The sequence below is a fragment of the Mucilaginibacter sp. P1_D10 genome, assembly GCF_056406215.1.
In genome coordinates, this window is record NZ_JBFUAP010000008.1 from 25,410 (window position 1) to 37,338 (window position 11,929).

At 45.7% G+C, this 11,929-nt stretch carries 12 protein-coding genes and 1 tRNA gene; 9 read left to right on the forward strand and 4 right to left on the reverse strand.

Annotated features, from left to right (window positions below):
* Positions 1-327: 327 nt before the first annotated feature.
* The 3 genes from AC1DYT_RS14190 (at position 328) to AC1DYT_RS14200 (ending at position 2,032) form a co-directional block, all read left to right on the forward strand.
* Positions 328-639, forward strand: a complete 312-nt coding sequence (locus tag AC1DYT_RS14190) for a hypothetical protein (RefSeq protein WP_477457461.1) — start codon at positions 328-330, stop codon at positions 637-639.
* 132 nt (positions 640-771) lie between these two features.
* Positions 772-846: transfer RNA gene (locus AC1DYT_RS14195), tRNA-Val, on the forward strand.
* A gap of 175 nt (positions 847-1,021) precedes the next feature.
* Positions 1,022-2,032, forward strand: a complete 1,011-nt coding sequence (locus AC1DYT_RS14200) for a hypothetical protein (protein WP_477470238.1) — start codon at positions 1,022-1,024, stop codon at positions 2,030-2,032.
* Positions 2,033-2,138: 106 nt separating this feature from the next.
* Here the strand turns inward: AC1DYT_RS14200 and AC1DYT_RS14205 are convergent, their stop codons facing one another.
* Both AC1DYT_RS14205 and AC1DYT_RS14210 read right to left on the reverse strand, forming a co-directional pair.
* Positions 2,139-3,566 carry an L-serine ammonia-lyase gene (locus AC1DYT_RS14205; RefSeq protein ID WP_477470239.1) on the reverse strand — a complete coding sequence of 476 codons (1,428 nt, stop codon included), beginning with the start codon at positions 3,564-3,566 and terminating at the stop codon, positions 2,139-2,141.
* A gap of 66 nt (positions 3,567-3,632) precedes the next feature.
* A complete protein-coding gene (locus AC1DYT_RS14210; RefSeq protein WP_477470240.1) occupies positions 3,633-4,376 on the reverse strand; it encodes an RDD family protein in 744 nt (247 codons plus the stop codon).
* A 94-nt stretch (positions 4,377-4,470) separates the two neighbouring features.
* Between AC1DYT_RS14210 and AC1DYT_RS14215 the strand changes: the two genes are divergently transcribed.
* From AC1DYT_RS14215 to AC1DYT_RS14240, 6 genes are read left to right on the forward strand one after another with little or no spacing between them, the layout of a single operon-like run.
* Positions 4,471-5,430, forward strand: coding sequence for a stage II sporulation protein M (locus tag AC1DYT_RS14215; protein WP_477470241.1), 960 nt, complete (start codon positions 4,471-4,473; stop codon positions 5,428-5,430).
* On the forward strand, positions 5,427-6,380 hold the full coding sequence (locus tag AC1DYT_RS14220; RefSeq protein WP_477470242.1) for a hypothetical protein: 954 nt from the start codon (positions 5,427-5,429) through the stop codon (positions 6,378-6,380). Before AC1DYT_RS14215 ends, AC1DYT_RS14220 begins: the two co-directional genes overlap by 4 nt.
* Positions 6,381-6,385: 5 nt before the next feature.
* Positions 6,386-7,117 carry a hypothetical protein gene (locus AC1DYT_RS14225; protein WP_477470243.1) on the forward strand — a complete coding sequence of 244 codons (732 nt, stop codon included), beginning with the start codon at positions 6,386-6,388 and terminating at the stop codon, positions 7,115-7,117.
* Positions 7,114-8,304 (forward strand): DUF4350 domain-containing protein, encoded by a 1,191-nt coding sequence (locus tag AC1DYT_RS14230; RefSeq protein ID WP_477470244.1) that lies wholly within the window; start codon positions 7,114-7,116, stop codon positions 8,302-8,304. The genes AC1DYT_RS14225 and AC1DYT_RS14230 overlap by 4 nt, the downstream gene beginning before the upstream one ends.
* The gene (locus AC1DYT_RS14235; RefSeq protein WP_477470245.1) at positions 8,294-9,271 is read left to right on the forward strand and encodes an AAA family ATPase; all 978 of its coding nucleotides are present in this window, start codon (positions 8,294-8,296) and stop codon (positions 9,269-9,271) included. The genes AC1DYT_RS14230 and AC1DYT_RS14235 overlap by 11 nt, the downstream gene beginning before the upstream one ends.
* A 6-nt stretch (positions 9,272-9,277) precedes the next feature.
* Positions 9,278-10,624 carry a DUF58 domain-containing protein gene (locus AC1DYT_RS14240; protein ID WP_477470246.1) on the forward strand — a complete coding sequence of 449 codons (1,347 nt, stop codon included), beginning with the start codon at positions 9,278-9,280 and terminating at the stop codon, positions 10,622-10,624.
* Positions 10,625-10,634: 10 nt separating this feature from the next.
* On the opposite strand, the gene AC1DYT_RS14245 is transcribed toward AC1DYT_RS14240, so the two are convergent.
* Positions 10,635-10,847, reverse strand: coding sequence for a type II toxin-antitoxin system HicB family antitoxin (locus AC1DYT_RS14245; RefSeq protein WP_477470247.1), 213 nt, complete (start codon positions 10,845-10,847; stop codon positions 10,635-10,637).
* A 37-nt stretch (positions 10,848-10,884) separates the two neighbouring features.
* Entirely contained in the window at positions 10,885-11,841 is a 957-nt protein-coding gene (metF, locus tag AC1DYT_RS14250) for a methylenetetrahydrofolate reductase [NAD(P)H] (protein ID WP_477470248.1), read from the reverse strand.
* Positions 11,842-11,929 lie beyond the last annotated feature (88 nt).

Here is an 11,929-nt window from a genome sequence, read left to right on the forward strand (position 1 = left end):
AACGGGAGTAGCTAAAAAAGGCGTAAGCTTTTTAAAACAAAAAAAGGCCGGAAAACTCTCGCAGTATCCCGGCCCTACATCTACCTATGAAAAACACCCTTTGAGAAGGGTATTAACTCTAATTCAATCTTTGTGCCGAAACTCAAAAAGGCTTAATTGATACGAAAAAAGCCCCTTTTATAAATGCCGAATAATTAATTGTGGAAATTGCTTCACGTTTTATGGTGCGTATTTCCCCAAACCGATAATTTGCATTATAAAAAACACAATTGCAGCCAATTAGTTGTTATTAGGTAATTGCAGTACAAGCTCCCAATATCACAGCAGATGGATTATAATGTATATTTATTAGCCACCGATCCCAAGAACCCCTGTCGGGACGTAATCCATTCGAGGGACACCAGCCTGAAAATAAGGGTGTACTGCCTGAATAACGACACCTTTAGCGCCGATGCCAACGAGATACAGCTTTATGGCTATGCCCATGATAAGCTATATGCTTTCGAAACCATCCATATTTCTGCCGAGGATGCCCTGGATGTGGTGAGTGCCATACAATGGTATGCGGATTATATCGACTTCCCCGAGATGGAAATCTTGCCCGAGGACCCCAGGCAGGGGCAAGACCTGGCCGTATAAGCCAGTACAACAGTCTCACTATCTACAACTTAAAAATATTTTAAATTTTTTTTTGCGGGTGAAGAAGCAATTTCTATATTTGCAATCCCAAAACGAAGGGATTTATCCACGAGTAGAAAGGAAAACAAAAAAGGGAGTTTAGCTCAGCTGGTTCAGAGCATCTGCCTTACAAGCAGAGGGTCACTGGTTCGAACCCAGTAACTCCCACAGAAGCCTCACAGAAATGTGAGGCTTTTTTGATTTTTAAAAAAAGTCAATAATATTTTCTTACCAACGTAAGAATTGATTGAGAGCATTAGATTCTCTAGGTTATTAAATTGGACCCCTTTTTATTAATATTACTAATATTCATACTGCTAAGAACCATTTAATTGTTTTGCTGATGACGCCGTTACGTAATACAAATTTTTTAAATCTTTTATTAGATTATTCAAGAGAGGAGCACCTTAATGTTTTATACTCCAACATTGAACCCATTGATTACAAAATCGAAACGATAAAAAGCCCAAATTGGACAAATGAACAATGGCTAAGCAATAACGAGCTACCTTATGTTGCACTTTCGCACCTTTTAGATTCTTATTATTGCCTTCCTAACCGTCCAGATATGGCTTTTACGCATCTTTGGAAATCAATTAATAATACTTACAAAACTTTTAGCATTGTTGATTATTCCTCACCGAGTGACTCACAGGGTGTAAGTTCTTTAGTGGATAGGATATTTCAAATTAAAGATCGAAAAATAAACCCCAATACTTCGATTATCGACCTATTAGATCAATATTTTGCTTTAATGCCCATAAAACCCCTGAAATTTGTTAGCAATATTCTTCTTAAAAATTATGCAGTTCACGAGGCTGGAATAGAAACAAAATACACCAGTTCTAGTTATTTTACATTCAAGGCTAAGTATGAAAACATTTTCACTCCCTTTGTAAGCACTTATGGTAATGCTTATAAGAGAATAACTAATCCGTCTATCGTTCTGAATAAAGTTGAACTAAATATTACCAACCTTGAAAAATCAAAATCTATTCCTGATAGCTTGGCTTTAAAGCTCAAAGAACTTGTTGTAACTAAAGAAACGAATGTTTCTTCATCGGATCATGCCAGTACACACCAAATACGGTTTGTAGACGAAAGACAACAAATAGATTTTGTAATTCGCATGATATTATATTCCATTCGTAATAGTAGCGTTCACGGAAATGTAGTGTCTAGGCTTAATAGCGACTTTATCTCACAAGATTCGTTAAAGGCTGCTATTTATATATACTTTTTGGGGCATTTCATCTTAAGTATAGGTTTGTATTGTTCAAACAAGCTAACTATTGAGGATTTGGGAATCAATTTGTCCAATAAGGCTATCTTAGAACAAATATTAAGTTCTTAAGTAAGGAACTATTATGCAAAAACTACCTCAAAAAATTACTTGATGCGGCAATAATTAATGCAACATTACGTCGTGCCAATCATCAAAACTGCCAATATCACACCTCCTAACACTCCGGCAAACTAATCGGGATATTTATCGCCAGCCCACCATCCGATGTTTCTTTGTATTTGGAATTCATATCCAGGGCGGTGTGCCACATGGTGCGCACTACGGCATCCAGGCTTACTTTGGCTTTATCGGGGTTGCTTTGCAGGGCCAGTTGGGTTGCGGTAATGGCTTTTATGGCACCCATGGTGTTGCGTTCTATGCAAGGAACCTGTACCAGTCCGCCTATAGGGTCGCAGGTGAGGCCCAGGTGGTGCTCCATTGCAATTTCGGCGGCCATAAGCACTTGCCGCTGGCTGCCGCCTAAAACCTCGGTAAGCGCCGCTGCGGCCATAGCCGATGATACGCCAATCTCGGCCTGGCAACCGCCCATGGCTGCAGATATGGTGGCCCCTTTCTTAAATATACTCCCCACTTCTGATGCCGTGAACATGAACTGGATAATCCTATCCTCGTCGAAGCCATCGCAAAAGCAGATAAAGTATTGCAGCACCGCCGGTATTACTCCTGCTGCGCCATTGGTAGGTGCGGTAACTACGCGCCCAAAGCTGGCGTTCTCTTCGTTAACGGCCAAGGCGAAGCAGCTTACCCAATCTAATATATTCTGGAAGCTGTTACCTGTTTCGCGGATGGCGGCCACCCACTCTGTATAGTTATTATAGGTTCGTTTGCCCAGCAGGCGTTTATTGAGCGCGCATGCACGGCGGGCAACATTGAGGCCGCCGGGCAGGTTTCCGGGGGTATGGCTGCCGCGGTACATGCACTCGGTAAGTACCTTGAAAATTTGCAGCACGCCCGCGCGGGTTTCGGCTTCAGCTCGCCAGGCCAGTTCGTTCTCGGCAACTACTTCCGATATCTTGAGGCCGGTTTTCAGGCACCAGTGCAGCAAATCGCCGGCGGTATCAATAGGGAAGGGCAGGTCCACTTCCGCCTTATGCGAAGCATCGGCACCCTCCTTTACCACAAAGCCGCCGCCGATTGAATAGTAGGTTGCCGTTACCGCTTTACCGTTGCTGAGGAAAGCCTGAAATGTGACGGCGTTCGGGTGAAATGGCAGGCTCTCGGTAAACAAAAACAACATATCATCGTCGAAATGGAAGCTGATAGCTTTTGTACCGCCTAGTAGCAATTGGTGGCTGGTGTTGATGCTCGCAATTTTACTATCGATTTTATCTACCTCAAAAGTAACCGGGTCGTCGCCACTTAGGCCAAGCAGTATGGCAATATCGGTGCCGTGGCCTTTGCCGGTTTTGGCCAATGAGCCATATAGCAGCACCTTAACTTCCACCACGAGAGGCAAAGCGCCCTCTTGGGTAAGCTGGGCCACAAATTGCTGCGCCGCGCGCCATGGGCCAAGCGTGTGCGAGCTGGATGGCCCAATGCCTATCTTAAACATATCGAATACAGAAATTTGCTCGCGTTGCATGGGCGTAAAGATAGGGTTATACGGGCTGTTTAACCAACAATAAACATGGTGGAAAATTAAAGCAACTTATCCTATTTGCGGGTTCAGGTTCAGTAAAACGTGCTGATGATCTTTGATAATGGTTTGCAGGAATTTATAATTATTTAGGCCTTCGGGCGGGGTGATATCCAAATGATCCTGGATTTTTTTAGCCATATTATCTACGAACGCCATATTGCCCGTTTTGAGGAAATGCCTGAGCACCTCGTGAACCAAGGCAATATCCTGATCAGAAAGGTTTGTCGCCTCCATAAAAACGGGCTGGTATTCTTCATCGGGCAGGGTGGTGTTGAGCTCGTTTATGCCGGCCTTAGGTTTGGTTTTGATTAGGGTAGTATTCGCAACTATATCACCTATGCGCTGCTTGTTCTCGGTTACGGCTACAGAAAATATGGCCACTGCGGGTACCGCCAGCGTAAAATCGGCCGCACGGAAGAGGTAACGCAGCAAGTATTGCCCCAGGCGGGGCCTGCCCCCGTCAAGGCTCACCACCCTTATCTTCATCACGAATTTGCCCAGGCTTTGCCCGTTGAACACTACCTCGCATATCAGATCGTAAAAGGCATAGAACACGAAAAATAATATCTGCGGTAGCGTAAAGCCAAACAAAACCGACTTTGACATAAAAACATCAAACAGCCACAGGTAAATAAGCCACAGGGCTAAAAACAAAGCATAGTCTATAATGCGGGCGATGGTGCGCTCGCCAATACCGGCAACTTCGTAGTCAATGTCAATATTTTGGGCCGTTTTTATCCTGATGGTATGCATACCTAACAAATATACTTTCCAATTATCATTTATTTAATTGGCATTTACTTTTTTGTTGTTATTTTAAACAAAAATATCCTAAGCCACAGAAGCAATGAGAGAGGCCCTGTTTATTAAGCAACGTACCGAAAAATGGAAGGAGTTCGAGAACATCCAGGGCAACGATCCGGATGTGCTGGCCAGCCAGTTTATCATGATAACCGATGACCTTGCTTACGCCAAAACCTTCTACCCTAAATCAAACACTACCAACTATTTAAACGGGCTGGCATCGCGGTTTCATCAAAGCATCTACAAAAACAAAAAGGAGGATCGCAACCGTTTCCTGCTTTTTTGGAAGGCAGAACTGCCTTTACTTTTTTACCAATACCGCATGCAACTGCTTTACTCGTTTATCTTTTTTTTTACCTTTTGCATGATGGGAGCACTCTCTGCCAAGTACGATGATACCTTTGTGCGGTTGATATTGGGCGACTACTACGTAAATATGACCAACGAGAACATCGATAAAGGCGACCCCTTTAACGTGTATAAAGATAAAGATCAGGTGATGATGTTTTTCCAGATAGCCGAAAACAACCTTTATATCACTGTAATCAATTTCGTTGCCGGGATCTTCTTCTCTATAGGTACGCTTTACATTTTATTACAAAATGCTATTATGCTGGGCTCCTTCCAATATTTTTTCATCGCCAAAGGCCTGGGACTGCAATCCTTATTGGTTATATGGATCCATGGGACCCTTGAAATATCCTGCATTATCATAGCCGGGGGTGCCGGGCTCATTCTGGGCAATAGCCTTATATTCCCCAAAACTTACAGCCGGATAGCTTCGCTTAAAAAAGGCGCAGCCGATGGCATGAAGATAACGCTGGGCATATTGCCCATAGTGGCACTGGCAGCAATTTTCGAAAGCTTTGTAACCCGCCACACCGAAATGCCCAAATGGCTTAGCTGCAGCATCCTGCTTGGCTCTTTTTTATTCATCATAGGCTACACGGTGATATATCCCGCCAGGTTGGTCCGTAAACTTAATATCATCCCTCAAAAATGAAACCGAATATAGAACTGAGGCAAGCGCGCAATTTCGGCGAAATCATCAACGATAGCATCCTCTTCGTTACCCAAAACTGGAAACCCCTCCTTAAAGCATTCTTTGTTTTTTGTGGCTTTTTTATGGCTGGCAACATCATTTTCTCCATATTGATGCAACTGAAAGTCGTAGCCATACACAAAAACGACCTTAGCGATTACCGCCGTTCGGGGCTTTCGTTCCTGGGCGTAGAGTATCTGATGGTGCTGCTGTTCTCGTTCCTCAACATTATCTCCATCATCACAACCAGCCTTTGCTATGTTGCTTTATATAAAGAAAAGGGCAACCAGCCACCAAACGTTGCTGAAGTTTGGGTGTATTTCAAATACTATTTTTGGCGGGTAACCTATTCTGTCTTTATACTGGGGATCATATTGATGTTTGCCGTATTCATCTGCTTTTTGCCGGGAATGTTTTTCGTCACTATTGCCGGGAGTATGGTGGGCGGTTTTGTTGCATTCTTCTGCGTATTGCTGCCCATGGTTTATTTTGTTACGGTACTAACCATGCTGTTCCCTATTATGATTATGGAGAACGGCGGCCTTTGGTATTCCTTCGGCAAATGCTTCAGGTTAATCAAAAGCCGCTGGTGGAACACCTTCGGTGTGGTTTTCGTAACCGCTATAGTAGTGTATGCGGCCTACCTGCTGGTTGCCTTGCCGTTCGGCGTGCTATCGGGCGGCAGCCTCCAGTTCCTGGCTTATAATGTTACAACCTATATCATAGTTGCTTATAGCATCATCATCAGCCTGATGCAGGCAATAAACATATTGCCTATGGTAACGGCAGGCATTACCTACTTTAGCTATGTGGAAGAGAAAGAAAGCCTGGGCCTTTGGGAGCGCATAAACGCCCTTGGCGACGCCGCAGCAACAACCACTTATCCTGACGAAACCCCAGACGAGTACTGATGGATGTGCGCAGATTTTTATTGATGCTCTTGTTTGTTTTTGGGGTGACATCTATAACGTATAGCGCACCCGGCAAACCCGCGCCCAAAAAACCCGCGGTAATACGGGTTGATAGCAGCCGACTGCAGCAGCGCTATTTTGATAACAAAAAGATAAGCGGTTATTCAAAAGACCCTGAGCTTAAATACGACAAGAACGATTTGGAGGGCGAAAGCCTATGGAACCAGTTTTGGGATGCTTTTTGGCGATGGGTGAGAAGGCACCTTTTTGCCAGTAAACAAACAACCGATTTAGTTTATTACATCATCATTGCCATAGGTGTATGCTTAGCCACCTATATTTTGATGCGCGTATCGGGTATCAGCACATCGTCGTTACTGCGGGGCAAGGCGAGGGCTGTGCCGCTACATTATTCGGAATCTACCGAGGACATACACCTGTATGACTTCGATAGCGAAATAGAAAAAGCGGTGACTGCGGGCAACTACCGGCTGGCGGTGCGCCTATACTATTTGTACACCCTTAAGCAACTGCACGATGCCCACCTGATAAACTGGAAGATAGAAAAAACAAACTCTGCATACCTGGGCGAAATACCCGATGGCGAAAGGCGGCAGCTCTTCGGTTTGCTTACCCGCAGGTTCGAATACATCTGGTACGGCAATTTCTACATCGATACCAACGCTTTCAACGAACTGAGTGCGCAATTCAAGCAATTTAAAAAGGCTATCAAATGAAAGATTTCAAAGTCTACCTCAGCATAGCCTCTATATTCCTACTGGTTTACCTGGTGGCCGAATATAAACGCCCCAAACCTATCGACTGGACACCCACCTTCCTGAAAAAGGACAAGATACCCCTGGGTACTTATGTGCTATACAATCAGCTGCGCGATATTTTCCCCGGGGCGGATATAAAAACATACCGCGAGCCGGTGTACAATGTACTGGCCGACCATGGCATCAAACACGCCACGTATATCATCATTGCCGATGAAGTAAACATTGACAAAGCCGATTATCAAAAACTCAGTGCCTTTATAAAACAAGGCAACGATGTTTTTATAGCGGCCACCTATTTTGGCGATGTTTTGGGCAAAGAGCTAAAGGTGGAAGCGGATAGTTATTCGGAGTATCGCATGGATGACGATACCATCCATTTCATGAACCCAAAGCTCGACACCAACATCAATTACCTCGTGCAAAAAGAGCTGCCCAGCGCTCATTTCGGAGCTTTCGATACGTTAAAAGCTGTTGTATTGGCACACAACATCCATAACCAAAGCACGTACATCAAATTCCCTATGGGCAAAGGCGCGCTGTACCTTAACACCAACCCGCATTTGTTTACCAACTACGGCCTGCTGGGCCAGGGCGGGGCGTTATACGCATCTACGGCATTGTCATACTTGAAAACCGATAAGGATTTGATATGGGACGAATACTACACCCTGGGCCGCGACGGAGAGCAATCGGTAATGCGGGTATTCTTCAAATCGCCTCCCCTTAAATGGGCCTATTACCTGGCATTTGCAACGCTCATTATTTATGTACTGTACCAGATGAAACGGCACCAGCGCATTATACCCATCGTAGAGCCATTGGCTAATAGTACCCTAGGCTTTGTGCAGGTAGTGGGCCAGCTTTACTACGAAAAGCGCAATAACCAAAACATCGCGCAGAAAAAAGCAAGCTATTTTTTAGAACACCTGCGGCAGGATCACCGCCTGGTAACCACCGTACTCGATAAAGATTTTACCCAAAGCTTTGCCAATAAAACAGGCATCGACTACGCCCTTGCCGAAAAACTGGTAGCCGCCATCAGTTACGTAGAACGCCATGCCGTAGTTACCGACCGCGAACTTATCCAACTAAACCAGCTCATAGAAAATTATTATACCCAAACCGGCTCATATGGAAAATGAAAATTTTGAACAACGTACAGATCTTGGCAAGCTTAGCCATGCGGTTGCGCAAATAAAAGCAACCCTTGCCAAAATAATAGTAGGGCAACAACAGGTAATAGACCTCATTATTGCCGGCATACTGGCCGATGGCCATATACTGATAGAAGGCGTGCCTGGTGTTGCCAAAACGCTTACCGCTAAGCTTGTTGCCAAAGCCATAGATGCGAAGTATTCGCGCGTGCAGTTTACGCCCGATTTAATGCCGTCTGACGTGCTGGGCACATCGGTATTCAACCCGCAAAACGCCTCTTTTGAATTTAAGCGCGGCCCTATATTCGGCAATATCATACTGATCGACGAGATAAACCGTGCGCCCGCCAAAACGCAGTCGGCCTTGTTCGAGGTGATGGAAGAGCGACAGGTGACCATGGATAGTCACACCTACAAAATGACGGAGCCATTCATCGTGCTGGCTACCCAAAACCCGGTAGACCAGGAAGGCACCTACCGCCTGCCCGAAGCACAGCTGGACCGCTTCCTTTTCAAGATCGAGATAAAATACCCTTCACTGGAGGAGGAAATAGCCATAGTAACCCAGCAGCATCAGCAAAAAACAATAGATCAATTGAACCTTGTAGAACCTGTTTTGGCTGCGGAAGACATCATTGCGCTGAGGCAGCAGGTGCGGCAGCTGTACGTGGAACCGAAACTGTTGGCCTTTGCGGCGCAAATTACGCACGAAACACGCAACAACCGTTCGGTTTACCTGGGCGGCTCGCCGCGTGCATCGTTGGCTATCATCAATGCGGCTAAAGCTATAGCAGCCATCAACGGGCGCGATTTCGTAACGCCTGATGATATCATCAAGGTTGCTGCCCCTGTTTTGAGGCACCGTATTATGCTTACGCCCGATAAGGAAATGGAAGGCGTATTGCCCGATGACGTGATAGCGCAGATCATTCAGAAAATAGAGATACCTCGATAAGCGCCGGTGAAGAAGCTATTCAAACTGTTTTATACCGACCTTTTTATAACCAGCAGGCTGTTTGCCCTGCTGGGCGGCAGCGTAGTCCTTTTTTTGCTGTGGTTTTTTTTTCCATGGCTGGGCGTGGTGCCAATACTATTCTTTTGGGGGATAATGGCCACGGTATTTTCAGACTTGCTGTTGCTTTACCGCATACCCAACGCCGTATTCGCCAAAAGGCATGCGCCCGAAAGGCTGAGCAACAGCGACGATAACGAGCTGGGTATCTATATCGAAAACCGGTATTCGTTTACGGTACAGGCCGGAATTATCGACGAGATACCCGTACAGTTCCAACGGCGCGATGTTTTGTTCAAGACTACCCTGAAATCCGGTGAACATAAGCTCATCACGTATGCCTTACGGCCGCTAAAACGCGGGGAATATGCCTTTGGTAGCATCAGGGTGTTCGTACGTTCGCCGCTGGGGCTCATCAACCGCAGGCATAATTTCGACCAGGCCGAAACGCTGCCCGTTTACCCCTCTTTTTTGCAGATGCGCAAATACGAGTTATTGGCGATATCTAACCGGCTGAACGAACTGGGCATCAAAAAAATACGCCGCCTTGGCCAAAGCCTGGAGTTTGAGCAGATAAAAAATTACGTACCCGGCGATGATTACCGCAACATCAACTGGAAAGCCTCGGCGCGGCAAGGCAACCTGATGACCAACTCCTATACCGACGAGAAATCGCAGCAGGTGTATTGTGTGATAGATAAGTCGCGCGCTATGAAGATGCCTTTCGAGGGACTAAGCCTGTTGGATTATGCCATCAACGCCAGCCTGGTGCTAAGCAACGTAGCTCTTTTAAAGGAAGATAAGGCCGGGCTGATTACTGTAGCCGAAAAAATTGGTTCAGTATTGCCCGCCGAAAAAAAGCCGACGCAAATAAATAAGATACTGGAGATTTTATACAAAGAGAAAACCCGCTACCTGGAAACCAACATGGAGGCGCTTTACAGCACCATACGCAATGTGTTGAAACAGCGCAGCCTGGTTGTATTCTTCACCAATTACGAGAGCCTCCCATCTTTGCAAAGGCAATTGCCCTTCCTGAAACGGATAGCGCGTCACCATTTGCTGCTGGTAGTGTTTTTTGAGAATACCGAATTGAAGCAGGTGAGCGAGCAACCCGCACGCGATGTAGAAGGCATCTACATCAAAACCATTGCCGAGAAATTCGCCTACGAAAAGAAGCTGATCATGAAAGAACTGGCCGCCCATGGCATACAATCTATCCTCAGCACACCTCAAAACCTAACCATCAATACCATCAACAAATATTTGGAGCTGAAAGCAAGACAGAAGATATAGGGGCGATTGTTTAAACGTGTACCAATTCGGCACTAAAAAGGCTTGGGTCTGGTACTTTTAAGCCTTCCTCCCTCAAGCCCTCGATATGAAGTTCAATGGCATCTTTAATGTTAAGCCGGGCCTCTTCTATCGTATTGCCACAGGAGTAACATCCTGACAAATCAGGCACCCGGGCCCAAATAGCTCCGTCAACTGCTTTTTCAAATACTACCAGATAATCCATAGACACAAATATAAGTGTGAGCCGATTAATCAACCTGCTAAAATATCGCTTCCGCAATTCTCTTAGTCGGTCCGGGGTTACCCATGGTATAGAAGTGCAATACCGGCGCGCCGAATTTCACCAGCTCTTTGCACTGGTTTATCATCCATTCTATGCCGATATCTTTCACATCCTTTTCTGCTTTTGCCTCGTGTATGGCATCGCTCAAATCTTCGGGGATATCGATATGGAAAGTTTTGGAAAGATTCACCAATTGCTTTGATGTGGTGATCGGTTTGAGGCCCGGTATGATGGGGACATTGATACCGTGTGCTCTGCAGTTATTTACAAAATCGAAATACTTCTGGTTATCGAAGAACATCTGCGTTACGATGAAGCCTGCTCCCATGTCTACCTTTTGTTTGAGGTATTTAAAGTCGGTTTTTAGGTTTGGTGCCTCAAAGTGCTTCTCGGGATAACCGGCAACGCCAATGCAGAAATCCGTTTTCAGGATGCCTTCGTGGTTCTCGTGCAGGTAAATGCCTTTGTTCATGTTCACCACTTGCTGCAACAGGTCGGTAGCGTAGCAATGGCCGTTGGGTGTGGGCACAAATGAAGCATCGCCACGGCGTGCATCGCCGCGAAGTACCAATACGTTCTCTATGCCGAGGAATTGCAGGTCGATAAGGCCATTCTCGGTTTCGTCCTTGGTAAAACCGCCGCAAAGTAAATGCGGAACGGTATCTACCTTATACTTATTCATGATAGCCGCGCAGATGGCTATGGTACCCGGGCGCTTGCGATAAGCCAGTTTCTCCAGCAAACCGGTTTCGTGCTGCTTGTAGATATAATCCTCGCGCAGCGAGGTAACATCAATAAACGGCGGCTTAAACTCCATCAGCGGGTCGATAGCGTTATAGATACCCTGGATGCTTTCGCCCTTTAAAGGCGGGATAAGCTCAAAAGAGAATAGTGTTTTGCCGTTGGCGTTCGCGATGTGTTCGGTTATTTTCATTGTGCCCAGCCCCCTAACCCCCTGAAGGGGGAACGAAGGTCTTGATTTTATTTCTTTAGTTCGTTATTCAATTCTGCTCCCCCTTCAG